This is a genomic window from Aerococcaceae bacterium zg-252 (assembly GCA_016237705.1).
GTDB lineage: Bacteria > Bacillota > Bacilli > Lactobacillales > Aerococcaceae > Globicatella > Globicatella yangjingiae.
Window position 1 is genome coordinate 56,540 of sequence record CP066204.1, and the last position, 25,122, is coordinate 81,661.

General features: G+C 36.2%; 25 protein-coding genes, 2 tRNA genes and 1 pseudogene. 20 read left to right on the top strand and 8 right to left on the bottom strand.

The features are described from left to right. Nucleotides 1–183 precede the first annotated feature (183 nt). From JDW14_00290 to tnpA, 6 genes are all read left to right on the top strand, one after another. A complete protein-coding gene (locus tag JDW14_00290; protein QQD65605.1) occupies nt 184–2,550 on the top strand; it encodes a phosphoketolase family protein in 2,367 nt (788 codons plus the stop codon). 169 nt (nt 2,551–2,719) lie between these two features. Beyond that, nucleotides 2,720–3,412 (top strand): response regulator transcription factor, encoded by a 693-nt coding sequence (locus JDW14_00295; protein ID QQD65606.1) that lies wholly within the window; start codon nt 2,720–2,722, stop codon nt 3,410–3,412. Nucleotides 3,413–3,418: 6 nt separating this feature from the next. Continuing rightward, nucleotides 3,419–4,561, top strand: coding sequence for a HAMP domain-containing histidine kinase (locus JDW14_00300; protein QQD65607.1), 1,143 nt, complete (start codon nt 3,419–3,421; stop codon nt 4,559–4,561). Next, a complete protein-coding gene (locus JDW14_00305; GenBank protein ID QQD65608.1) occupies nt 4,558–5,856 on the top strand; it encodes a D-alanyl-D-alanine carboxypeptidase in 1,299 nt (432 codons plus the stop codon). Before JDW14_00300 ends, JDW14_00305 begins: the two co-directional genes overlap by 4 nt. Nucleotides 5,857–5,889: 33 nt before the next feature. After that, the gene (gene msrA / locus JDW14_00310; GenBank protein QQD65609.1) at nt 5,890–6,420 is read left to right on the top strand and encodes a peptide-methionine (S)-S-oxide reductase MsrA; all 531 of its coding nucleotides are present in this window, start codon (nt 5,890–5,892) and stop codon (nt 6,418–6,420) included. Nucleotides 6,421–6,629: 209 nt separating this feature from the next. After that, nucleotides 6,630–7,085 carry an IS200/IS605 family transposase gene (gene tnpA / locus JDW14_00315; GenBank protein QQD65610.1) on the top strand — a complete coding sequence of 152 codons (456 nt, stop codon included), beginning with the start codon at nt 6,630–6,632 and terminating at the stop codon, nt 7,083–7,085. 142 nt (nt 7,086–7,227) lie between these two features. Here tnpA and JDW14_00320 read toward each other — a convergent pair whose 3' ends face one another. The 7 genes and pseudogenes from JDW14_00320 to JDW14_00350 form a co-directional block, all read right to left on the bottom strand. Next, nucleotides 7,228–7,743, bottom strand: a complete 516-nt coding sequence (locus tag JDW14_00320) for an ECF transporter S component (protein ID QQD65611.1) — start codon at nt 7,741–7,743, stop codon at nt 7,228–7,230. Further along, nucleotides 7,736–8,188 carry a DUF4430 domain-containing protein gene (locus JDW14_00325; GenBank protein ID QQD65612.1) on the bottom strand — a complete coding sequence of 151 codons (453 nt, stop codon included), beginning with the start codon at nt 8,186–8,188 and terminating at the stop codon, nt 7,736–7,738. Before JDW14_00325 ends, JDW14_00320 begins: the two co-directional genes overlap by 8 nt. Nucleotides 8,189–8,260: 72 nt before the next feature. Further along, nucleotides 8,261–8,346, bottom strand: a tRNA-Leu gene (locus tag JDW14_00330). A 102-nt stretch (nt 8,347–8,448) separates the two neighbouring features. Further along, nucleotides 8,449–8,521 (bottom strand) — tRNA-Thr (locus JDW14_00335). A gap of 158 nt (nt 8,522–8,679) precedes the next feature. Continuing rightward, nucleotides 8,680–8,850 (bottom strand): annotated as a pseudogene (locus JDW14_00340) (DNA polymerase). Nucleotides 8,851–8,852: 2 nt separating this feature from the next. After that, nucleotides 8,853–9,539 (bottom strand): helix-turn-helix transcriptional regulator, encoded by a 687-nt coding sequence (locus JDW14_00345; GenBank protein ID QQD65613.1) that lies wholly within the window; start codon nt 9,537–9,539, stop codon nt 8,853–8,855. A 119-nt stretch (nt 9,540–9,658) separates the two neighbouring features. After that, complete coding sequence (locus tag JDW14_00350; protein ID QQD65614.1) at nt 9,659–10,627, bottom strand: putative sulfate exporter family transporter; 969 nt, start codon at nt 10,625–10,627, stop codon at nt 9,659–9,661. A 229-nt stretch (nt 10,628–10,856) separates the two neighbouring features. Here JDW14_00350 and JDW14_00355 point away from each other — a divergent pair, with 229 nt between their 5' ends. The 5 genes from JDW14_00355 (at nt 10,857) to JDW14_00375 (ending at nt 15,672) form a co-directional block, all read left to right on the top strand. Further along, a complete protein-coding gene (locus JDW14_00355) occupies nt 10,857–11,375 on the top strand; it encodes an N-acetyltransferase (GenBank protein QQD65615.1) in 519 nt (172 codons plus the stop codon). After that, on the top strand, nt 11,369–11,851 hold the full coding sequence (locus JDW14_00360) for a GNAT family N-acetyltransferase (GenBank protein QQD65616.1): 483 nt from the start codon (nt 11,369–11,371) through the stop codon (nt 11,849–11,851). The genes JDW14_00355 and JDW14_00360 overlap by 7 nt, the downstream gene beginning before the upstream one ends. Nucleotides 11,852–11,937: 86 nt before the next feature. Then, on the top strand, nt 11,938–12,897 hold the full coding sequence (locus JDW14_00365) for a neutral zinc metallopeptidase (GenBank protein ID QQD65617.1): 960 nt from the start codon (nt 11,938–11,940) through the stop codon (nt 12,895–12,897). Between the two features lie 44 nt (nt 12,898–12,941). Then, entirely contained in the window at nt 12,942–14,306 is a 1,365-nt protein-coding gene (locus JDW14_00370) for a polysaccharide deacetylase family protein (GenBank protein ID QQD65618.1), read from the top strand. A 73-nt stretch (nt 14,307–14,379) separates the two neighbouring features. Then, entirely contained in the window at nt 14,380–15,672 is a 1,293-nt protein-coding gene (locus JDW14_00375; protein QQD65619.1) for an RNA polymerase subunit sigma-54, read from the top strand. 65 nt (nt 15,673–15,737) lie between these two features. Here JDW14_00375 and JDW14_00380 read toward each other — a convergent pair whose 3' ends face one another. Further along, the gene (locus tag JDW14_00380) at nt 15,738–16,409 is read right to left on the bottom strand and encodes a hypothetical protein (protein ID QQD65620.1); all 672 of its coding nucleotides are present in this window, start codon (nt 16,407–16,409) and stop codon (nt 15,738–15,740) included. Between the two features lie 273 nt (nt 16,410–16,682). Between JDW14_00380 and JDW14_00385 the strand changes: the two genes are divergently transcribed. The 9 genes from JDW14_00385 (at nt 16,683) to JDW14_00425 (ending at nt 24,748) form a co-directional block, all read left to right on the top strand. Continuing rightward, nucleotides 16,683–17,117: a MarR family transcriptional regulator gene (locus JDW14_00385; protein QQD65621.1), complete on the top strand. Its 435-nt coding sequence runs from the start codon at nt 16,683–16,685 to the stop codon at nt 17,115–17,117. 32 nt (nt 17,118–17,149) lie between these two features. Continuing rightward, a complete protein-coding gene (locus JDW14_00390; GenBank protein ID QQD65622.1) occupies nt 17,150–18,184 on the top strand; it encodes a branched-chain amino acid aminotransferase in 1,035 nt (344 codons plus the stop codon). Nucleotides 18,185–18,217: 33 nt separating this feature from the next. Continuing rightward, nucleotides 18,218–18,937, top strand: a complete 720-nt coding sequence (locus JDW14_00395; protein ID QQD65623.1) for a YdcF family protein — start codon at nt 18,218–18,220, stop codon at nt 18,935–18,937. Between the two features lie 342 nt (nt 18,938–19,279). After that, nucleotides 19,280–20,236 (top strand): ABC transporter substrate-binding protein, encoded by a 957-nt coding sequence (locus JDW14_00400; protein ID QQD65624.1) that lies wholly within the window; start codon nt 19,280–19,282, stop codon nt 20,234–20,236. A gap of 17 nt (nt 20,237–20,253) precedes the next feature. After that, on the top strand, nt 20,254–21,207 hold the full coding sequence (locus JDW14_00405) for an ABC transporter substrate-binding protein (GenBank protein ID QQD65625.1): 954 nt from the start codon (nt 20,254–20,256) through the stop codon (nt 21,205–21,207). A gap of 24 nt (nt 21,208–21,231) precedes the next feature. Further along, nucleotides 21,232–22,143: an ABC transporter permease gene (locus JDW14_00410; protein QQD66458.1), complete on the top strand. Its 912-nt coding sequence runs from the start codon at nt 21,232–21,234 to the stop codon at nt 22,141–22,143. Continuing rightward, nucleotides 22,140–22,940 carry an ATP-binding cassette domain-containing protein gene (locus JDW14_00415; GenBank protein ID QQD65626.1) on the top strand — a complete coding sequence of 267 codons (801 nt, stop codon included), beginning with the start codon at nt 22,140–22,142 and terminating at the stop codon, nt 22,938–22,940. The genes JDW14_00410 and JDW14_00415 overlap by 4 nt, the downstream gene beginning before the upstream one ends. Nucleotides 22,941–22,987: 47 nt before the next feature. Next, nucleotides 22,988–24,451, top strand: coding sequence for an SLC13 family permease (locus JDW14_00420; GenBank protein ID QQD65627.1), 1,464 nt, complete (start codon nt 22,988–22,990; stop codon nt 24,449–24,451). Nucleotides 24,452–24,469: 18 nt separating this feature from the next. Further along, nucleotides 24,470–24,748 carry a chorismate mutase gene (locus JDW14_00425; protein QQD65628.1) on the top strand — a complete coding sequence of 93 codons (279 nt, stop codon included), beginning with the start codon at nt 24,470–24,472 and terminating at the stop codon, nt 24,746–24,748. Nucleotides 24,749–25,122 lie beyond the last annotated feature (374 nt).

A 25,122-nucleotide genomic window follows, 5' to 3' on the forward strand; every position in this document is an offset into this window, starting at 1 on the left:
CTTGAAAACGTTGGTAAATCAACGTTTTCAAAGGGTGTTTTTTTGTTTGAATACGCATATTATCAAATTTATGTGAAAAAATTCCATAACTATTGACATATATAAATGAATATTTTAAAATTAAACACAAAGGTTAGTTTATAAAACTAACTAACTTAATTAGAATAATGTGAGGAATTAATAATGACGAATTTTGATGATAAAAGCTACTTGGAAAAGGTCGATAAATGGTGGCGAGCAGCTAATTATATTTCTGTTGCCCAAATGTATTTGAAAGATAATCCTTTATTACGCAGAGAGTTGTCGAATGAAGATGTTAAATTAACACCTATTGGGCATTGGGGAACTATTTCAGGGCAAAACTTTATTTACGCTCACCTTAATCGTGTGATTAACAAATATGATTTAGATATGTTCTATATTGAAGGACCTGGACATGGTGGTCAAGTAATGGTTTCGAACTCTTATATTGACGGCTCTTATTCTGAATTATACCCAGAAATTACACAAGATGAAGCTGGTTTAAAACAATTATGTAAAATATTTTCTTTTCCAGGAGGTATAGCATCTCATGCTGCACCCGAAACACCAGGGTCGATTCATGAAGGTGGTGAATTAGGGTATTCGCTATCACATGCAACGGGTGCCATTTTAGATAATCCCAATGTTATTGCAGCAACGGTTGTAGGTGACGGTGAGGCAGAAACTGGTCCTTTAGCAGCAGGGTGGTTCTCTAATACTTTTATTAATCCAGTCAATGACGGAGCAGTGTTACCAATTTTATATTTAAATGGGGGTAAAATTCATAATCCAACCATTTTAGAACGTAAAACTAATGAAGAATTAACGGATTTATTTAATGGTTTGGGTTGGACACCTATCTTTGTAGGTGGAACGAATCCTGAAATTGTTCACTTTGAAATGGCAGAAAAAATGGATAAAGCGATTGAGTTGATTCAAGAAATCCAATCAGAAGCTCGAAAATATCCAGCTGATAAAGCAACACAAGCAAAATGGCCCGTGTTAATTGTTCGCATTCCAAAAGGTTGGACAGGACCAGTAGAATGGAATGGTGAACCGATTGAAGGTGGTTTTAGAGCACATCAAGTGCCAATACCTGTAACTGGTAAAGATATGCGTACAGCTTCGTATTTAGTTGAATGGTTACAATCTTATAAACCAGAAGAGTTATTTGATGATAATGGATATGTTAAAGAAGAAATTCGTGAGATTTCACCAAAAGGTAATCGTAGAATGTCTATGAATCCTGTAACAAATGCTGGTATCGTAGCTGAATTGAATACGGCTGATTGGAGAAAGCATGCTTTAGACATTAAGGTTCCGGGTGAAATTATTGCTCAAGATATGATTGAGTTAGGTAAATATGCAGCTGATTTAATTCGTGAAAACCCAACGAATTTCCGTATTTTTGGTCCAGATGAAACTAAATCGAATCGTCTACAACATGTGTTTGATGCAACAAATCGTCAATGGTTAGGTAGAATGAATGATGCTTATGATGAATGGCTTTCTCCAGTAGGACGTGTCATTGATTCGCAATTGTCAGAGCATCAAGCAGAAGGATTTTTGGAAGGTTATGTATTAACAGGCCGTCATGGTTTCTTTGCGTCATATGAATCATTCTTGCGAGTGGTTGATTCGATGATTACACAACATTTTAAATGGTTACGGAAATCCAAAACACACGCACCATGGCGTAAAAATTATCCGTCGCTTAATTTGATTGCGACATCGACTGTATTCCAACAAGATCATAATGGTTATACGCATCAAGATCCAGGTTTGTTAACGCATTTGGCAGAAAAAACACCAGAATTTATTCGTGAGTATTTACCAGCTGATACCAATAGTTTATTAGCAGTTATGGATAAAGCATTAAAAGATGAAGATAAGATTAATTTGATTGTGTCTTCCAAACATCCACGTCCACAATTTTATACGGCAGAGGAAGCAGAAGAATTAGTAGAAAAAGGGTATAAAGTGATTGATTGGGCATCTACTGACCATAATGGTACGCCGGATATTGTGTTTGCAGCAGCCGGAACGGAACCAAACTTGGAGGCATTAGCAGCTATTTCAATTTTAAATAAAGCCTTTCCTGAAATGAAAATTCGCTTTATTAATGTGGTAGATATTTTGAAATTGCGTCACCCAGACATTGATTCGAGAGGCTTATCAGATGAAGTATTTAATGAATTATTTACTGTTGATAAGCCGATTATCTTTGCATTCCATGGTTATGAAGGTATGATTCGTGATATCTTCTTCAAACGTCAAAATCATCATTTGTTCATTCATGGTTATCGTGAAAATGGAGATATTACAACACCGTTTGATATGCGTGTATTATCAGAGTTGGATCGTTTCCATTTGGCGAAAGATGCTGCTAATGCAGTATTTGGTGATAAAGCACAAGAGTTTAAAGAAAAAATGGATGAAACGGTGGCGTATCATAAGCAATATATTCGTGAAAATGGAATTGATATTCCAGAAGTTTTAGACTGGAAATGGGAAGATTTAATCAAATAGAGCTTTTAAAATGACCTCTAGAGGATATTGGAAATTGAATATTCTCTAGGGGCTCTTTTGTATGATTATTAAAATTTTGTAAAATTCAATATCAAATACAAGGTAAGAGTATAAAATAGGTCGGTTAATGGGTATAATAGAGAGGTAATAGAAAAAGGATGTGAGAAATATGGCAACTAAAATTTTATTAGTAGATGATAATCGTGAAATCGTTGAATTATTAAATATTTATTTGCAAAACGAAAGCTATGAGGTGATTAAAGCGTATAATGGACAGCAAGCGCTGAATATATTAGAAAATGAGACTGTTGATTTAGCTTTGTTAGATATTATGATGCCACAAATAAATGGATTAGATGTGCTTGCACGTTTGAGAGCTTCGAATAAAAATGTTCCTGTTATTTTGGTAAGTGCGAAATCAGAGGATAATGATAAAATCCAAGGATTAGTGACAGGTGCCGATGATTATATTACAAAGCCATTTAATCCATTGGAGGTGATTGCTCGAATTAAGTCATTATTAAGACGTCAAAAGCAATATATGGCACCAGAAAAAGAGAATCAAATTGAAATTGGACCTCTTGAAATTCGCAAAGAATCTCATGAAGTTTTTACTTTATCAGGGAAAAAAATTCAGTTAACAGCATTGGAATTTGGAATATTGTATTTATTGGCGAGTCATCCAAATCGTGTATTCAGTGCCGATGAAATTTTTGAAGCAGTGTGGAATCAAGAGAGTGTTGTTAGTGTTAAAACGGTAATGGTACATGTAAGTCATTTGCGTGATAAAATAGAAGCTGCCACTGATGGTGAAAAAGTCATTAAAACGGTATGGGGCGTAGGATATAAGATAGAAGGATAGAGTGTTATGAATTTACCAACAATGAAATTAACACAAAATGAACGTATTATATTATTCTTAGAGGGCATTATTACGCTAGGAACTGTTTTTTTAATATATTTGAGTTTGGTTTTATTATATCTTGAATTTTTGAAGCTACCGATGACGTGGTTTGGAGAGCCAAACTTAACGACGTTTGCTTATTTTGGCTGGTCTGTTAAAGATGTCATCATGACACGTCAAATACTTTCATATATTATGATTATGATTGCACCATTGGCTACGTATTCGAGAGTGAATAAAATACGTAATTCGCTGCATTTAAAGCGTGTGCTAGATTATTTAAAATATATTTCAAATGGGCACTATGACTTAAAAATTCCAGAAGTTAATATTGGAGAGCTGACAGATGCGATTCATAGTATAAATTCATTAGTTGAAAGTGTTGTTCAATCACGTGAAGAAGAACGGAAAGTTGAACAATCGAAAGATGAGCTAATTGCTAATGTGGGACATGATTTAAGAACGCCATTAACTTCAATTATTGGATATTTAGGATTGATTAATAATCAGCAATACCAATCAGAAGAGCAAATGCTGAATTATGCTAGTATAGCTTATAATAAAGCCTTGGATATGAATGTTTTAGTGAATGATTTATTTGATTATGCCGCTTCACGTATGACATCCTATAAAATTAGACCAATTGAGATGAATATCGGTATGTTTTTTGAGCAACTAGCAGCAGATTTTGAATTATTAGCACAAGAAAAGAATATCAAAATTGAAATCGATGTGACACCTGAAGAATTAATAGTATCATTAGATCCGGAAAAGATGGCACGTGTGTTTCATAATTTAATTTCGAATGCTTTAAAATATGGACATGGTGCTTCGCTGATTCAATTACGAGCGTATCGTGATTTGGGAGATAGACAAACGATATTAGAAGTTCGTAATAATGGTGAATTAATACCGGAATCAGAATTAGAAAACATTTTTGAGCGAAGCTATCGATTGGATTCATCACGTAATGCAGATGTTCCTGGTTCAGGCTTAGGATTGCCAATTGTGCGTAATATTGTCAATGTACATAATGGTAAAGTACATGCAGAGATAGATCAACAATTTATGGTGTTTAAAATAGAAATGAAGTGGGGAAATAAATGAAATTTAAAAAGCAGTTAATGGTGTTAATTAGCTTGATTTTTTTAGTCAGCTCAGGACCGATTGTTACTGCTCAAACAAGTGAGAATGTTTCACTCGAAGCAATATCTGCAATGCTTGTAGATGCAGAGAATGGACAAATTTTATTTGAGAAAGAATCACAATTAGCCATTGAATCTGGAGCAGCAACTAAATTATTATTGGTATACTTAGTATATGAGGCAATTGCTAATGGAGAGTTAACATTGAATACACAAGTTCCAATTTCTGATTATGTGTATCAGCTAAGCCAAAATTATGAAATAGCCAATATTCCTTTGCGGCAAGATTTTCATTATACAGTAGAAGAATTATTACAGGCGATTGCAGTAAAATCAGCTAATGGCGCAGCTTTAGCTTTAGTAGAAATGCTATCGGAAACGCAGCAAGAATTTTTAGAGAAAATGGAACAAAAGTTACATGATTGGCATTTAGAGGGAAATCAGTTAACGAATATTATGGGGATACCAACGGATAGTAGTAGTTCCACTGCTAAAAATGGTAATCGGTTGACTGTTGAAACGATTGCGACGATTGCGTATCGTCTAATTCAGGATTTCCCAGAATATTTAAATTATACGAAGATTGATAAATTACATTTTAAAGCAGAAACTAAAGATGCGATTGTGGTGAATAATAGTAATGATTTATTAGATAGTTCAATGAAACCAGATGGCTTGATGTTGACCAGTACGGAAAATGGGCACTTGCATCAAATTTTAACGGTTAAACGTGATAATCGACGCTTATTAGCGATTGTTTTAGGGGTGTCAGATGAAGTCAGCAGTACGACTAAGGACATTAGACAACTGTTAGATTATGGTTTTTCAGCTTTTAGTAAGCAAAATGTACTCGTTAAAGGGACAATGACTAATCAAATTCCAGCCATTGAAGTCGTTGGTGGTAAGCAAAAATCGGTTGCGATGATGTATTCAGATGATGTATCGTTAACATTACCGAGTGAGTGGTCCAATGCAAAATATCAGTATCATTTTGTACCGAATGCAACGTATTTTAATGAACAAAATCAAATACAAGCTCCGATAGCAAAAGATGTGGAAGTTGGAACGGTTAGTGTATCATTAGAGCATGAAATGCTTAGTTTTTTGCCGACAGCAAAAGGTAGTGAGGTAGCGGTTGTCACGAATGAATCAGTTGAGAAAGCCGGTTGGATTCTACGAATACTGCGAGGCACACAAAACTTAGCAAATCAAGTGATAGACGGGACAAGAGAATTTTTTATCGATTTATTTAATTAATTAGATAATGGTATAAGAGAGGAGTAAGAATGAATGGAGAATAAAGAACGTGCGATTTTTGCAGGTGGTTGCTTTTGGTGTATGGTTCATCCGTTTGACCAGTGGGACGGAGTAGAGTCAGTTATTTCAGGGTATATCGGTGGAACAGTCGAAAATCCGACATATGAACAAGTTAAAACAGGCACAACTGGTCATGCAGAGGCTGTATGTATTACATTTAATCCAGAAGTGGTAAGCTATGAACAATTATTAAGTGTATTTTGGCAAATTATTGACCCGACTGATAGTGGGGGACAATTTGTTGACCGTGGGACTTCGTATCGTCCTGAGATTTTTTATACGACGGAGGAACAAAAACAAGTAGCAGAACAGTCTAAATTAGCGTTAGAACAAAGTAATCTGTTTGATAATCCGATTGTCGTACCGATTACGTCAGCACCTACATTTTATGAGGCAGAAACCTATCATCAAGATTTTTACTTAAAAAATCCAGTACACTATGAATGTTATCGTAGTTTGTCTGGACGTGATGAATTTATTAATAAACATCATTCAATGGCATAGTCGAATGGCGAAGATTAAGACAGCTCAATCAGTGTGAACCAGTGATTGAGCTGTCTTCTATATTGTGACTTTAGTCGGTCACGCACCGTAAGGTGAGTGACAAATAAACCACCCGCTATGCGGGTGCGCAACGACGGTTATACCAAAAAACTCCAAACGCGATACAATAGTGGTGTTCAAGCCAACTGTAAAGTGAAAGGAGAAAACGCATGGCACATAGTTTATCGCACACAAAGTGGATGTGTAAATACCACATTGTGTTTACCCCAAAGTATAGACGAAAAATCATCTATAATCAATGTCGCAGTAGTTTAGGAGAAATATTTCGACGATTATGTAGTTATAAAGGAGTCGAAATTATAGAAGGACATCTGATGCCGGACCATGTACATATGTTGGTCAGTATTCCACCAAGAATAAGCGTATCGAGTTTTATGGGATATTTAAAAGGTAAGAGTGCGTTAATGATGTTTGATAAACACGCAAATTTGAAATATAAATTTGGGAATCGACATTTTTGGGCAGAAGGATATTATGTGAGTACGGTGGGATTAAACGAAGCCACGATAAAGAAATATATTCAAGAGCAAGAGAAACATGATATAGCCTTGGATAAATTGAGTGTGAAGGAATATGAAAATCCCTTTAGGGATAGTGGTAAGTAATACAAACGCCTCTTTGAGAGGCGAGTGACGGGTCAAGAGCAATAAGGCTTGAACAAAGTGAAAGCCAGCGTCTTTAGGCGCTGGCTGGCTTTTTGGGCTTATAGCCCCTGTTCAAACCACCCGTTAGACGGGTGGTTATGATTTACGTATATTGTTTAAGTAACCGTGTGATAATTGGTGCGAGTATGAGATAAAAAATGATATTTCCAGCTGCATGTGCCGTATCAAAAGGTAATCCTCTTAAATAATAGCTCCAAAAATTGGCAATACCGTATAGTTTGACCCACATAATTGAAATTAACAATCCATACAAATAGCCCAATATACCGCACCATAATGCCCCAACTATTTGTTGTGGCATTGCTTTTAATCTTCTAAATAACCCAATAATCGGTAATGATATGATGACTAGTACCATATACGTTGCAATTTGCATTAATGTCCAAGGCCCCATTCCAAGATAGATATTTGATATTAGCATGGTCAACCCAGCGATAATAATGCTTTTTTTCCAGCCTATTGTAGCAGTGAAAATGAATAATAGAGCTGTAACAGGTTGTACATTGGGAATACCTGAAAAAATAATACGCCCAATATAACAGAGTGTGCTGAGTAATGCAACTTGGGTCAGTGAGCGAACTGAAAAAATATTATTCAAATGGAGCTAACTTCCAATCAATTTGGTCACCGTCTTTTAATTTGACATCGGCTGCGCCTACTTCGCTCATTTGACCATTATAATCGAATAACCACCATTTATTTTCTTGAGCATTTTGTTCATGGCCATTGATACTGCTGATAAAACCGTCTTTTTCAACAATATCAAGCTGAGCTTTCATGACGTCTAATAAAGTATCACCGTCATTTACGTTTAATGTGAACGGGCTATTTTCAATCGGTTCTCCGTCAACAGTAATATTGATTGTAATTGATGCTTGTGCTTTATCATCAGATGTAGTTTGAGTAGCTAACGTAGTAGCTTGTGTGGTTGTTACTTCCGATGTTGTTTCAGTCGTTGCAGTTGTAGTCGTAGTATTTTGACTATTTGTTTGACAGCCTGCTAGTATCATCATAGTTGCTAGTAAAAACAATTTCTTTTTCATAAATCTCCGCCCTTATCTTTAAAATTATTGCTGCTAAATAAAAAGCTCCGACAACAATTGTCAGAGCCATAATGCCGAGGACCGGAATCGAACCGGTACGGGTATCACTACCCGCAGGATTTTAAGTCCTGTGCGTCTGCCAGTTCCGCCACCCCGGCGTTTTACCATGCTGGCAATACGGAAATCGGGAATCGAACCCGAACCATTTCAATTATGTTTGCCTAATTCCGTTAGAAATTGTTTAACAATTTCTTTTTATATGCCGGCTAAAGGACTTGAACCCTCGACCCTCTGATTACAAATCAGATGCTCTACCAACTGAGCTAAGCCGGCACGAAATGTTGTTCTTACAACAAGACATATAATACAATATTCGATAAGTAGTGTCAATGCTATTTCACAATTTTTTTTTATAAAAAGCCAACTGAAATTCGGGCTGAAAGTCAAACTGAAAGTTTTAGAAAGTTTAAAGGCGAAAGTTTAAAGGTAAGAGAAGAGGCTAGAATTACACCATTCGTCTTGTTTGTACGGCTCATGACACATAGTGATGTTTCTAAAGGATGTAAGCCTCTCTCTACACACTCTACACTAGCATAAAAGGACTTCATATCGATAAACGCAATATCCGAAGTTGGCTCACGTGTATAATCAATGTATCCCATGATTAACGCTCCACTGGTATGAAATTACCAACGATTTTACCAATAACACGAGGTTCTTCTTCGTAAGGGGCAAATTTATCTGCATATTTCTTATTCAACGATACAAGTCGTAATCCCTCTTTTTCTCGATATACTTTTTTTAAATAGGTTTGTCCGTCCCAAACAACTGCATAGATTGCACCGTCATAATCAAAACCACCGTCTTTAATTAAAGCAACTGAGCCATTTAAATATTTCGGTTCCATTGAATCTCCAAAAATCCAAGAGGCAATGTCATAATCAATTTGTTCATCAAAATAGACTACATCGTAATTGCGGTCATCCAAGGTAGTATATCCAGAGCCAGCTGATAATTTTTCATAAACATGGTATTCAAAGAGAGGAGCAGTTAGTGTTTTTTCTTCTTGTAATTGTTCATCTAATGTATGGCGTGTATAGTTGAGTACATGATGCTGATTTGATTCATTGAGTTGTAAATACAAATCAACAATTTCATGTTCCGATTGAAAATATGATGGCATAACGTGTAGTAGCTGCGCAAGTTTTTTTAAGTTTTTTTGATTGGGTTGCGTGTTATTGTTTTCCCAATTAAAGTAAGATGCACGACTAATATTGAGTAATTGTGCTAACTCAGATTGCTTAAATCCAGCTTCAATTCTTTTCTTGCGTAATTGTTCACCAGAAAACATAGAATCACCTCTCGTGTCATTTTATAAACTAACAAAAGTATAATATAAAAAGAATCCTTTGACAAGGACTCTTTAAACAAAAATCATGAAGTTGATATTCTACATTAACTGCTGGTGCATTAAGTAAATAACACCCACAATAAGCAGAATGCTGCCAAAATTATCCAGGTTAAACCACCGATGAGTAGGGGCTTAGTAGCTGATTGGAATAGTTGACGTAGATGTGTTGTTAAACCAATACCAGCTAAGGCAGCTGTCATCATGACTTTTGCACCAAATTTCATCCATTGAATGAATACGTCTGGTAATAGATTGGTTGCACGAATGAGAATGGCAAATATAAACCAAATGATAAAGGTCGGGATAATTTTACGAATAGTTTGCCATTTAAAAGGCTGATTTTTTAAACGGAAAACAATAAAACTTAAACAGGTCGGAATAATCATCAACGTTCTAACGAGCTTGACGACGGTTGCTACTTCTCCAGCTTGTTCGCTATAAGTGAATCCAGCAGCTACTACGGATGAGGTGTCATTAATGGCAGTTCCTGCCCATAATCCAAAGTTAGCGTCCGATAAGTGTAACCAGTGACCGATGACAGGAAAAATAAATAAACCTAATAAATTAAAGAAAAAAATTGTTGAGAGCGATAATGCAATATCTTCGTCTTCAGCATCTAAAATAGGGGCAGCTGATGCGATTGCTGAGCCACCACAAATAGCTGTACCAATTCCGACTAATAAGCGTATATTTTGTGTGGCATTGATTTTTTTGCCGATAAACCACGCAACGACCAGTGCTAAGGGTACTGTTAAAAGAATCATGCTCAAAGTTTCGCCACCGAGTAAAATAAATGAGCGTAAGGATAATGTAAACCCAAGTAAAACAATGCTGATTTTAAGTAGTAGGCTGCTTAATTTTTTGATATAGGACAAATCTAGCTGTTGTGCTAAAGGCGAATGGGTAACGACCATTCCGGAGATTAATGCTAGCATAGACGGCCCAATAATTTGGAACTGTAAGCCTAATCCGTAAGCAAGCAAGGTGACAAGAGATAAAATAAGAGCAGAAAAGTGTTTTGACGACATAGTAAACTCCTTTAAAATGTATTGTTACTGCAAAAACACTAGTGATGCATAGTGTATCTCTATTGTTATACAACTGAGTCGAATTTGCAAGCCTAGAAAAATAAGAGATGCCTGTTTTAAACGAAAATGAGAAAGGTGGGCATTTTGAATAAAAAAGCGTATAATCGTATTAAATTATGATTTTATTTTTTAAAGCATTCAAATGAACGAAAACGGAGGATAGAACTAGATGTCCACTTATCATGTACGACCTGCTGAGGCAGCAGATATTAGCAGCATTCAACATATTTATCAACATTATGTCTTACATTCAACGGCAACGGCAGAATTTGCGGTGTCGAGTGAAGCGGTGATGTTAGAGCGATACCAAACGATTAAAGCTGCTGGTTTTCCATATTTTGTCGCTGAAGATGAAAATCAACAAATAATAGGTTATGCTTATGCATCCCCCTTTTCAGAGCGAGAAGCCTTTCGTTTTTCAGCCAGTTATAGTGTTTATTTGGCCGAACACGTACAGGCGAAAGGGATAGGAAGTGCTTTGTTACAGGAGATTGAAGCGGAATTGCGTCAAAAGGGCGTACGTCATTTAGTTGCGTTGGTTTCTGGAGATAATGAAGCGAGTTTCCAATTTCATCAGCGTCATCATTTTAAACAAATTGGCTGTTTTCCTGAGGCGATGCATAAATTTAATCGCTGGATTGATTTATTATGGTTACATAAAGAAGTGGGGAGTAAGCATCAATGTTAGTATTAAAAACAGTTGAAACGCAGACGGATATTGAACAATTATATGCTGTCATCAGTGAAATTTGGCCAGAAGTATTTACACCGATTATAGGAGAAAAACAAGTAGCCTACATGCTGCAACATTATCAGTCGATTGAAGCGATTAAAATAGAGATAGCACAGGGTGCACACTATTATTTGATTACACTTGAAGATGAAGTAGTAGGTTATACAGCTTATGAAAATCAAGGTGAACGTTTGTATTTAAGCAAGCTATATATTAAACAAGCATATCGAGGAAAAGGATTAATGTCACAACTATTTGATTGGTATGAACAATTAGGCAAAGGAAAGACATTGTATTTGAATGTCAATCAAGGTAATGAATTAGCGATTCAAGTATATGAGCATCGTGGTTTTCAACGAGTAGGTGAACGCTATGTGGAGATTGGTGAAGGATATGTCATGAATGATTATATTTATGAATTATCTTTATAAAATAAGTCTTTAAATCAATAGAAGGTCAATTTTAAATATGATATGATTAAGTAGTAGACGAAAACCGATTAAAGAGGGTGAGAGTATTGAAATGGGAAGATGTTAGGCAGAGTAAAAATGTGCAAGATAGACGTAATCAAACTAATAATTCACGTTACGCTAATCCAACAAGGCGTGTCATAAGAGGATCAAATGGAGGAATGGGTGGCAATTTATTATGGCTCTTACTAGCTAGAACATCAGGTAAGACGAAGTTATTGTTACTAGCTTTATTCCTATTAATGAGTTTCTTTGGGTCAGGTAATTTATTTTCAAACTTAAATAATAGTACGATTTATAATCAACAAATTACACCGTCACAAGAAGTGAGTGTCAATCGCTCTACGAGTAGTCAAAGTGCACGTCCGACAGATGAAGATGTGGCTTTCTTCTCGGCAGTTTTAGCAACAACTGAAGATTTTTGGCATCAGAAATTTGCTGAAAAAGGCTTAAAATATCGTGAACCACAATTGGTTATTTATTCAGATTATATTTCAACAGCGTGTGGGCAAGGTTCTGCTCAAGCTGGGCCATTTTATTGTCCTGGAGATGAAACGGTATATGTTGATTTACAATTTTATCGTGAATTAACGAGAAAATATAATGCACCAGGTGATTTTGCGATGGCATATGTTATTGCGCATGAAGTAGGTCATCATGTACAAGTATTAACTGGGACAATGGACGCTTTTACACGTGCAAAACAGCGTGCAACGACTAAAGAAGAGAATGCTTTAACGGTGCGTCTAGAGCTGCAAGCAGATTACTATGCGGGTGCATGGGCGAAATATGTGGAGCAGCAGAATTTATTAGAAGTAGGCGATATTGAAGAGGCATTGCAAGCTGCACATGCAGTTGGAGATGACACTTTGCAAAAAAAGAATTATGGTTATGTAGTCCCAGATAGTTTCACGCATGGTTCGTCAAAACAACGTCAGACATGGTTCTATCGTGGCTATCAATATAGCGATTTTGAACATGGTGATACATTCAATTCGGATATATAATATTAAATTAAAAAGGGAAGGACGATGAGAGGAAGACGTAAAGAATGGATAAAAATCTGCAACAGAAATTATGGAAAACCTCATTTGCGTTACTAATACTATTGATTATCGCTTTAGGTGGTATGCTGATGTGGCAATATGTGTTACTAGATAATAAAGTAGTGGCACAACAAACTTGGGAGACATTAAATCGGACTTATTTTGATAGCGAGCAAACTATTATTAATGGTGATATTTCAGTAGAGATGATTAATGAATTGGTAGAACATGCGAATCAGTTGAAATCAATCAAATACAGAGGATTAAAACAAAAGGTATCGCAAGCAGTGGATCAGTATAAAGAATTAGCATTAGTGAATCAGCTGGTTGATGAAATACCAAATGAAGTTATGGCATCTGCTCAATGGGAGGCACTAAATCTAAAATCAACGGTGAATATTGAGCAATTAATGCAATTAAAGCAGCAACGGTCTTATGGTGTTCAAGATGCTTTTTTTTATCAAATGAATCAAGTATGGGATTATTATGAAACCAGGTTGAATCGACAGTCGATGATTGAAACACAATTGGCAAATTTACCAATGGATGTGACAGCGTCGTTAATTGATACCTTGTCAGTTCAATTAATGGAATTAGAAACTGAAATTGAGCAATTAGGGCATAGTGAAGTTCAAAAACAGTGGCGAGAACAACTACAAGAAAAGGTGAGCCAGTTGGCAGAAATGGTGCAGCGATTGAATGAGGAAGAACCGTTGAGTCGATCGCAATGTCAAGCTTTGTTCCAATCGAAGCAATTTGCAACGCAATTATCGGGTACAGAGCTGGATCCACGTTTATTGGTGGCGTTGACTTTTGATGATGGTCCTCATCCAGATATTACTCCGCAAGTATTGGATATATTGAATGAATATCAAATTAAAGGGACATTCTTTGTAACAGGAGCAAATGTTGATAGATATCCAGAGCTAGCGAAACGTATTGTGGATGAGGGGCATTATATTGGAAATCATACATATAATCATCCAGATTTATCTAAATCGAGCGATGAGGAAGTGATTCAACAATTAGAATGGACACAAGAATCAATTATTGATGCGACCGGTGCAACACCGTTTATGTTTCGTATGCCATTTGGAGCTGGAGGAAAAAGGGTGGTTCACTTAGCACAAGCGCTAGAACTTACTTCGGTTATTTGGAATGTAGATACAGAGGATTGGCGTTCACATGACAAAGATGCGATTTGTGAGCAAGTAAAGACATATTTACAAGAAAAAACATTGATGCTGATGCATGATACGCATCAAGCAGCACCCGATGCTTTACGTATTTTAATTCCAGATTTAATTACACAAGGATATGAATTTGTTGATCCATTGTCGCTGGGTTATGATAATCGATTTTTTGAATAAAAATGAGATAATGCGTGCATGAAAGTGAGTGGCTTTAACATTAAAAAGCAAGAGAAAGAAGTGAAAAAAGCAAATGAATGAAAAAAATGTGAGTAAATGGCAAGCAGTCAATTTAAGCCAAGTAGCAGAAAATAAAGAGTCGTTAACGCATTCTCTATCTGATGAACAATTAGTAGAAATACTCGATTTAAATACAGAGCAATTAACTTATTATTTAGAAGAGAGTATATTGGAAAATCCATTTATTGAAATGGAATATCCGATTGAAAAGAAAGTAGCAAATATTGATTCTGCTAAAATCAATCATGTAGACGAGAGTGTCAATCACGCAATCGGTGAATCTCAAAGTTTGATTATGTTTTTATTTGAACAAATTATGTTGTTCCGTCAAACTCCAATTCGTGATGCAATGGTGCGTTTAGTGGATTATTTAGATGAACGTGGGTATTTGCCATATACATATCAAGAATTAGCTAAAAAATTGAACTTAGATGCGATGATAACACTCGATGCGATGACCTTACTTAAGCAATTAGAGCCAGCTGGGGTAGGGGCATATGATTTGCAAGAATGTTTGATGTTGCAAACAGAGCAAGATTCTAAAGCACCAAATATTGCATACTATTTATTAGAAGAATATTTTGATTTATTGACTGCACATAATATTGAAGCGATTGAAGAAAAAAGCCAATTCAATCGAGATGAAATAGAAGAGTGCCTATCATATTTCCATACTTTACGACCTGTACCGGCCGCATTGTTTGAGCGTCAACAAAATTTGAATTTAATTCCAGATGTCTCTGTTCGTTATCGTGATGAATGGCTAGAAATGCGATATAATCGTCATTTTTATCCGCAGTTAATCTTTAATCAAGGCTATTTTGATGAAATGGCACAACAAAATGATGCTGAATTACAAGCATATATTGAGCAACATCGTTTGAACTATCAACTATTAGATTCTTGTTTAAACTATCGTGAGAAATCAATTACGGCGATGATACAAGCGATTGTGAAAGCCCAAGTGAATTTCTTTAAAGGGGAAACAGATGAAAAAGTTCCATATTTATTGAAAGATTTGGCGAAAGATTTAAATATTTCAGAGTCGATTGCTAAATTATTAGTGACGAATAAAAATATTGAAGTGGGAACGCATGTTTATCCATTGACTGACTTTATTACGGTGACGTACCATAAGGGACGTGGAGGCTTGAACATGGTTAATATTAAAGAAATCATTGCACAATTAATTGATAATGCTTCTACAACAATTAGTAATTCAGATTTAGTGGAACAATTGGCAGAGCAAAAAATCATTATGAGTGAACAATTAGTAGAAGATTATCGTCGTGCATTAGGTAAATAGAATGAGATGACAAGAACCGCAGATAACGTGAGTATTTAAGACGTTATCTGCGGTTTTTAATGGCTTTATTGGTCGCTGTAAGTAAAAAGTGGAGTGGTCCAGTTTGTTAAATGGTAGACCGTAAGTGTATTAGCGTTTGTATCATAGTAGGCAATCATAATTAATCGATTTCCTAACTGAGTCATGGATTCGGTCAAGATAGTGACGTCATTGTCTGGTAATGTTTGTTGAGCATCGGTATAAGTCATCGGTACGATGATTCGAGGAATATAGACAGTTTGATTATCTAATTCCATTGTTACTTGGTCGACAGTTAGATGCAAACTTGATAACTGCTCGTTTGCATTTAAAATATCTTGAAGTTCTTGAATGTCATTAGCAGATACTTCCTGTTGATTAGCAGCTTTTTCATCTTGCGAATAATTTTCTTGATAATATTGATTAATCGCTGGATAAATATCCATTCCGTCTAAACGTGGAGGAATAGCAGCAGTTGGGTAATCGCTTTGTCCAATCACTTTCTCACCAAATAATGTCGCAACGGTAGGTGCTACAGTTGTGGTTTCGGTTATTACTTCGGTTGTGATTGCAGTGGTTGTTGTATCAAGAGTTGTTTCATTTGACAGAGTAGTCGTATTGTTGCTAGATAATTTGTTTAGAGGTTTAACCGATTGTAAGGTTAAATAGCTAGTGAATGCTAGCGCTAAAATTAAAACGAATAAAATAAATTTTTTCATAAAAGAATCCTTTTCTTGAGAGTTATTGAGTTGAATTTTATACTATCACTGAAGTGAAAAGTTAGTCTTATTGTATCAAACAATTAGAAGTAGGTACAGTAAAAGTATGGTAAGTGAGTTAGCGAGGTGAATTTGTATTTTTAAAAGCTTTCAGTTATAATTTGTGGAAAAGAAGGTGGCTTGCTAGAAATACGTTATGGCTAAGGTAAATGGTCAATTCAGATAGTTGAAAGCGAGCTGTTTTAACGTTGTTCTAAGTGAATGGAGGCAATTATGAAAGATGAGTTAATGAAATCATTATTTCAAGTAAATACTAAATTGAATCAAATAAAACAAAAAAGTTTTGATAAAATCGATATTATGTCACGCAGTGAATACTCTTTTTTACAGCATGTGATTGAATTAGCGGATAAAAAACAAGAACAGACAATTTCACAAGTTGCCCAAGAATTGGAATTATCGAATGCAGCCGTATCAAGAACAATTAAAAATTTACTAGCAAAAGAGTGGCTAGTACGTGAAGTGGTAGAAACGGATAGACGCCATAGTATTGTTAAAATATCTCCATTAGGACGTGAGAAGTTTACACAAATGGATCAAGCGTTAATGGAATTGCTCTCTGCAGCATTTGAGCAAATTGGTGAAGATGACTTAATGACATTTATTACCTTAGGAAAACACATACACCAACAATTATCAGATTGTTAAGTCTTTGATAATGGGTGAAAGGATGAAAAAGAATGGAAAAAATTACATCGCAATCAATTGATTGGTCAAATTTGGGATTTGAGTATATTGATACTGGCATGAAGTTTCGTGCATATTACAAAGACGGAAAATGGGACGAGGGGCACCTTGAAACAGATGCAAATTTGACTATGCATGAAGGGTCGACAGTTTTACATTATGGGCAAGCAGTGTTTGAAGGTTTAAAAGCATATCGCACCAAGGACGGACGGATTCAATTGTTCCGAGCCGACCAAAATGCAAAACGTATGAATGAATCGGCTAAACGTTTATTGATGCCAGAAGTCCCAGAATCATTATTTATAAAAGGTGTTAAGGAAGTAGTAAAAGCGAATGCTGACTGGGTGCCACCATATGGGCAAGGAGCTTCACTCTATATTCGTCCTTTCTTAATTGGTACTGGCCCTAATATTGGAGTTAAAACAGCACCGGAGTTTATTTTTTCTATTTTTGTTACACCAGTTGGCCCGTATTTTAAAGGTGGATTAGTACCGGCTAAGTTTCTGATTACGGATTTTGACAGAGCAGCACCTAAGGGGACTGGAGCAGCTAAAGTTGGGGGCAATTATGCAGCTGGTTTAATGGCAGGTAAATTAGCGAAAGAACAAGGATTTGCTGATGCGATTTATTTAGATCCAGCAACCAAAACAAAAATTGAAGAAGTCGGGGCTGCGAATTTTTATGGCATAACAGCAGACGGTCGCTTTGTTACGCCTTTATCAGATTCGATTTTACCAAGCATTACGAAATATTCTTTAATGCATATTGCCGCTAATGATTTAGGGTTAGAAGTTGTCGAACAAGAGGTGCCGATTACTATGTTAGAAGATTTTATTGAAGCCGGTGCAATGGGGACAGCAGCTGTGATTACACCGATTAGTTATATTCAGCATGGGGATAATAAACGTTATCATTTCTATTCTGAAACAGAAGTTGGGCCGATAACGAAGCGATTATATGACCGATTAGTTGGCATTCAGTATGGAGATATTGAGGCGCCAAATGGCTGGATTCAAGTAGTTGAGTAAGGAATTGATAGCAGATGAAAAGGGAGCATATAGGTGAAGAATATTATTAAAATTATCATTATAAGTAGTATGCTCATCTTTTTACTGAGTATTAGTTTTATTGGTGTGATTAACCTGTTCGTTATTTTTTCAACATCATCTAAGCAATATTCCTTGGAGCAATTTAAAGAAAATCAGACGCATCAAGCAAAGGACGTGTCGATTTTAGTTCTAGGTGCTGGTATTATTGATGCTCAAACACCGAGTAAAATTTTGGCTGCTCGATTAGATGCTGCGATTGCTTTGGCAAAGCAGTATCCGGAGAAAAAGTTGATTATGAGTGGTGATCATAAGGATATTTATTATGATGAAGTGAGTGTGATGAAAAATTATGCGATTAGTCATGGAATTGCTAGTGAACGTATTTATTTAGATCATGCAGGGTACTCTACTTATGACAGTCTTTATCGTCTAAAAAGTGTTCTTGGGCAACAACGAGTCATCATTGTGACGCAAGGGTATCATCTATCTCGTGCATTGATGTTGGCGAGCGGTTTGAAGTTAAATGCAGTGGGCATACAAGCTCAAGAAGTTAATAGTACACGTGTTGAGCGAGAAAGTCGTGAAGTTTTAGCAAGAATAAAAGATTTTATGGTAACGTATGGATTTTATTCACCCCCTGAAGTAGAAGAAAACTTTGGTTTTAATTTGCAACAATCTGGGGACTTAACGAATGATAAGGAACAATTATTAAATAAAAATGAAAAAAATTAAAATATATCTTGACTTTCATTAAGCCAAGATATAAAATAAATTCAAGATTAAAAGGAAAGGCGATGTACATGATGAAACAGCACTTATTACAACAAACATCATATTTTTACAGCTACTTTAGATAACGTTTGTATCGAGTGAGAACTTTAGATACAAACGGACAAACCAACGTTTGTATCTATGGGAGCTGAAATTTTTGATGCCCGCATAGATGCGATAAATCTAAGCGGGAATAAATAAGTCTTTTGAACATCATGACACGATTTTCAAAGTGATAAAAACAACCTGTTTAGATTAACACTAAACAGGTTGTTTTTTTACATTGAAATGGAGGGAATAGAGATGAAAAATGATTATCGATATTGGTTAGGGATGTTAGTTGCGTTATTAGTTATGGTGATAAAAGTACCTTATGTAGCAGCAGAAGAAATGATTAAAATTGGTGTGCTGCAATATGTTGAGCACGAATCGCTAAATGCGAATTATCAAGGCTTTTTAGACGGATTAAAAGAATTGGGGTACGAAGAAGGAAAAAATATTGAAATTGAATTTGTAAATGCTGCAGCAGATAATGCTAATTTGCAATCGATGAGTGAGAAATTAGTAAAACATAATGCTTACTTATTTGCGATAGCAACGCCCGCTGCACAAGCATTAGCCAATGTTGCTGGAGAAACTCCGTTGTACTTTTCTTCAGTGACTGACCCAGTAGCTGCTGGATTAGTTGACAGTTTGACGAACCCAAGTGGCAATGTAACAGGTACGATTGATGCATCACCGATTGATGAACAAGTCAAATTATTGCAAAAATTACAGCCAGAGGCGAAGACGATAGGGTTATTGTTTAACTCAGGTGAAACTAATTCGCAGTCAGAAGCGACTCGTGCAAAAGAAGAGTTGGAAAAAAGTGGCTTGCAAGTGGAAATGTACACTGCCACATCAACGAATGACATTAGTCAAGTGATGCAAAGTATGGTGGGAAAAGTCGATGCTATTTTTACGGTAACTGACAATACGGTTGCGAGTGCGATGACATTAGTGGGTGATTTAGCCTTAGAGGCGAAATTAGCAATTGTTGGTGGCTCAGTCGATATGGTATTGGAAAATGGTTTAGCAACCTATGGATTAGATTACTATTCATTAGGAAAGCAAACAGCTGCCATGTTGGTTAAGCAAATTGAATCGAATGGTGATTGGAAGACATTGCCAGTCGAATCGGCAGCAGAACAAAAATTAGTAATAAATGAAAAAGTAGCAGCAGCATTGAATATTGATGTTTCTGCTATCGAAAAAGAATAAGAAAGAGGGAATAGAATATGTTTAATTTTAAAAATGTAAAATGGATTATGGTTGTTGTAATGTTAGTGTCGGCGTTGTTGCCACTCTCAGTATCGGTTGGTGCACAAGAAGAAAAAATTAAAATCGGTGTTTTGCAAACAGTAGAGCACGAGGCATTAGACGCAGTGTTAGCAGGTTTTAAAGAAACAATTGAGCAATCTAATTTAAAAGACCGAGTTGAGTGGGATATTCACAATGCGAGTGGTGATATGGCGAATATGCAATCAATGAGTGAAAAATTAGCTCGAGATAACGACATTTTATTTGCCATTGCGACACCGGCTGCGCAAGCATTAGCGACAGTGGAATCGAAAAAGCCAATTTTTATTGCAGCCGTAACAGATCCAGTAGAAGCAGGCTTGGCAGAGAGTTTAGATAAACCAGGACGTAATGTCACAGGAACAAGTGATATGGCTCCGATTGAAGACCAAGTAGCATTATTAACACGTAATTTCCCAAATGTTAAAAAAGTAGGAATTATCTACAATTCAAGTGAAATTAATTCAGTTGTATTAGCAGAATTATCAACAAAGGCATTAGAGGCAGCGAATTTAACAGTTGAAGTCGGAACAGTTACAAGTACAAATGATATTGCACAAGTATTAACACCACTTGTTGAAAAAGTAGATGCGATGTTCATGGTGACTGATAACACGATTGATAGTTCAATTGCTTTAGTAGGCGATATTGCTAAAGCTGCAAAAATTCCAACGATTGGATCTTCTGAACCAGTGGTTAAAGCAAATGGTTTAGCGACTTTATCAAATTCATACAAAGACTACGGTGTTCAAACAGCAGAAATGTTGATTAATATGGTTGAAAAAGAATTAACACCGGCAGAAATGCCAATTGAATTAGCAAATAAATTAGAGTTAGTTGTCAATGAAGAATTTGCTAAGGCAATTGATGTCGATCCAGCATCAATAAAATAATAGAAAGTAGGCATTTTTCAAATGATAGATATAATCGTTTCAAGTTTTACCCAAGGGGTTGTATGGTCGGTTATGGCAATCGGCGTGTATATCACATTTAGGTTACTCGACATAGCAGATTTATCGGCTGAGGGGACTTTCCCCTTAGGCGCTGCTATTTGTGCGAGCCTTATTACCAGTGGTATTCATCCGATTGTAGCGACGCTAATTGCCTTTGTGGGCGGTGCATTGGCAGGATTATTAGCCGGTTGGATTCATACAAAATTACATATTCCAGCATTAATTACCGGTATTTTAGTTTTAACAGGATTATACTCAATTAACTTGCATGTAATGGCTGGTCGTCCGAATATTGCGTTGCTTGGGCAAACTACTATTTTTTCAATTGTTCAAGATGCAACAGGGTGGAGTAAAAATGTCAGTGTATTAGTGGTGACATTAGTTGTACTAGCAGTGATTTTAGCGTTATTGATTTCATTTTTAAATACGGAAGTCGGATTGGCTTTGCGTGCAACAGGTGATAATTTAGCGATGAGTGCAGCCAATGGTATCAACACGAATTGGATGAAAACAATTGGGTATATGATTGGTAATGGCTTGATTGCATTAGCTGGAGCAATGGTAGCACAAAAAGACGGATTCAGTGATATTGGTATGGGAATTGGAACGATTGTTATTGGATTAGCATCTGTCATTGTGGCTGAAGTGGTTATTCCGAACAAAACTATTGGTATTCGATTAACAACGATTATTTTAGGTAGCTTTATTTATCGTTTAATTATTGATACCATTTTAAATCAGCCATTTATTAGTATTCGTTCAACGGATTTACGATTCTTCTCGGCTGTATTATTAACTTTTGTATTATATTTACCAGAGTTGCAAAGACAACGATTAACTAAAAATCGCTTAACAAAAGGAGGACGAGTAGCGTGAGTCAATTACAATTAACGAATATTCATAAATCCTTTTCGGTAGGGACAGTGAATGAAAATCATGTTCTAAAAGGGATTGATTTAGTTATCAATAAAGGAGATTTTATTACCGTTATCGGAGGAAATGGTGCAGGAAAATCAACGCTATTGAATACGATATCGGGTAATCATGTGCCTGACGCTGGTAGTATTACAATTGGTGGAGAAGATGTGACAAGGTGGTCTACTGCAAAACGTTCAGCGAAGATAGGTTATGTTTTTCAAGACCCACGCATGGGGACGGCTAAGCGTTTGACTATCCAAGAAAATATGGCATTAGCTTATCGTAGAGGCTTAAAACGTGGTTTACGTTGGGGCGTTAAAAAAATGGAAAAATCATTGATGAAAGAACGTCTTGCGACATTAGGATTAGGATTGGAAAACCGTTTGGATACTGAAGTAGATTTCTTGTCTGGAGGGCAACGTCAAGCCTTAACCTTATTAATGGCAACTTTACGACAACCGGATATATTGCTATTAGATGAGCATACAGCAGCTCTAGACCCGAAAACAAGTCAAATGGTATTGTCGTTAACCGAAACAATCATTGCCGAACAAGAGTTGACAGCATTGATGATTACGCATAATATGGAAGATGCATTGAAATACGGCAATCGCTTGATAATGTTACATCATGGACGTATTGTCGTTGATATTAATAAAGAACAAAAAGCATCAATGAGTGTTGTCGATTTATTGAACTTATTTAAAGAGCAAAGTGGCGAATTAAGTCTGTCAGATAGTATGTTACTTGGATAGTAAAGTAAATAAAACGGCTATTCATAAGATGCATGAAGGAGTTAATTATGAGTGGTCAACGGACAGTGGTACAGAAAATCATTATGATAGTTACATTAAGTATTTATCTTGGGGTTATTTCCAACCATTATTTTGGGTGGCATTTATTGGGAGTAGCTCCACAAATGCTTTCGATGATAGGAATATTTAGCAGTAGTTTATTATTATGGTTATTTGTGGCAATAGATTGGCCGAGCCTATTATGTTTGTTGGCAATGGCGATGTTACCGGAAGTTGGTTTTGCAACGATATTACCTTTATCGTTTGGAAATGTCACTTTTGCCTTTTTATTTTTTACCTTTATCTTGACATATGCGTTGGAGCAGACATATTTCATTAAGCGATTGACTGGCAAAGTGTTGCATAGTAAATGGGCACAACGCTCACCATGGGCATTGATGATAGCTTTTTATAGTGTAATGTTATTGATTAGTTGCATTATCTCGCCAACTATTTTGTTTATGATTGCCTATCCGATTTATGAAGAAATATGTACACAATTTAATTTTGAAAAAGGAAATCGTAATGCCAGTATGATGTTGGTAGCATTATTTTCTACCATTGCGATTGGGACAGCGATGACGCCGATTAATCATGTTTTTGCTATTACAGCAATCGGTTTATATAATAATGCTTTTGATTCTGAAATTACGTCATTGTCTTATATGTTAGTGGTTGTACCAGTCGGCTTGAGTATTTTCTTATCCTTATTAGCCAGCTTAAAATGGGTATGGCGTTTGGACTTATCGACGGTTTCTTTGTCGACATTTGAAACATTATCCGATGTACCAGAAACTACTAAGAGAGAAAAATGGATTGTGGCGATATTTATGATAGTCGTCGCTTTTTGGATTGCACCGGAAATGTTAGCGACTCTATGGCCAGCTTTAGCTGCTTTCTCTAAAAGTGTAGGGATTGCTTTTCCACCATTATTTGGGATTGTGTTATTAGGGATTCTGACTTGTGACGGTGAACCATTGTTAGATATTACGAAAGCAATTCGTACTGGTGTTCATTGGCCTAGTCTTTTATTGGTGTCGGCTACCTTAGCTTTAGGTAGCATGATTGCACGAGAAGATAGTGGTATTGTTACTTTATTAAATGATGTTATGACGCCAATATTAGTTAATTTACCAGCAATGATAGTGGTATTGATTTTTGTGGTATGGGCAGGGATTCAGACGAATTTCAGTTCAAATTTAGTGACCGTATCGGTTGTGACTTCCATTGCCATTGCATTAGCGCAATCGAATGTTTCCTTTGTTGCTAATCCAGCGATTATTACGTGTTTCATTGGATTTATGGCATCAATTGCTTTAATGACACCACCAGCTATGCCGTATGTTGCTATTTCGGTTGGGTCAAATTGGGTTGGTGCAAGACAAGCTTTTTTATACGGCTTGTGGCTTGTGCTTATCAGTATGGTGATGTGCATGTTAATTGGATATCCAATTGGAATAATGATTTTTTAGAAATGGGGCAATAACGTAATGTTAGAAGAACAAAGAGCACGCATTGATGCAATAGATGCACAATTAGTGGCATTATTTGAAGAACGTATGAATGTAGTTGAAGAAGTTATTAAAATTAAATTAGCAAATCAAAAAGATATTTTGGACACTTCAAGAGAAAAGCAAGTGATTGATAAAGCAAAAGGACGTTTGAAGTCGCCAAAATTGGAGAATGAGATTACAACCTTTTTTGAGTCGCTAATGGCGATTTCAAGACATTATCAAGCAAAAATGAGCGAAAAATTAAAAAATAAATAGACAGTTGACATACTTTATGGTACACTATGGAAGATTTAAGGACTTTTAATGTGTACCGAGAGTGCGCAAAGGAACGAATAGCCAGTTGTGACATTGTATGTCATTTTAAGCCCTTAGACCAAATACGGTTAAAGGGCTATTTTTATTGTAAAAATAGCCAACGAGCCGGAATAAGCATAGTGCGACAGCGAGTGTTTTGAAATGAATCACTGGAGAAAACTTACGGCGTGCATATAGTGCACAGAGGAAGTTTTTGAAGTGGATGTCATTTCAGCTCGCTGGAGCCGGAATAAGTATAGTGTGAGGGAGGGTGCTCTGGCTTGAATCACTGGAGGAAACATTCGGCGTGCACATAGTGCACAGAGAAAGTTTCC